The 374-nt window shown below is 69.3% G+C and carries 1 pseudogene; it reads right to left on the reverse strand.

What is annotated here, in order from left to right:
• Window positions 1-374, reverse strand: a pseudogene (locus HWX00_RS36595) (YadA-like family protein); the annotation flags it as partial.

The raw sequence follows: 374 nt of genomic DNA on the forward strand, positions 1-374 counted from the left end.
CCGTTCGCGGACGACGTGTTACCCAGCGCCACGGAACCCTGGCCAGTCGCAATGTTCGCGTTACCCAACGACACGGCACCTTGACCGTTCGCCGTGTTGTTCGCACCCATCGCCACCGCGCCTGTGCCCGTCGCGACGTTCGGGTCGCCGATCGCCACCGCACCGTTGCCGCTTGCCGTGTTGCCCACACCGATCGACACGGCCTGCCCGCCGGTCGCCATCGCGCTCTGGCCAATCGCCACCGCGCCACCCGAGTTCGCGTTCGCGCCGTCGCCGACTGCCACCGAGCTTGCGCCCGCCGCCGTGGCATTCGTGCCCGCTGCCAAAGCGTTGACGCCCGTCGCGCCGTTGTTGTTGTAGTTGCCCTGCTGCGT

The organism is Burkholderia seminalis DSM 23518 (assembly GCF_902832885.1).
Taxonomy (GTDB): domain Bacteria; phylum Pseudomonadota; class Gammaproteobacteria; order Burkholderiales; family Burkholderiaceae; genus Burkholderia; species Burkholderia seminalis.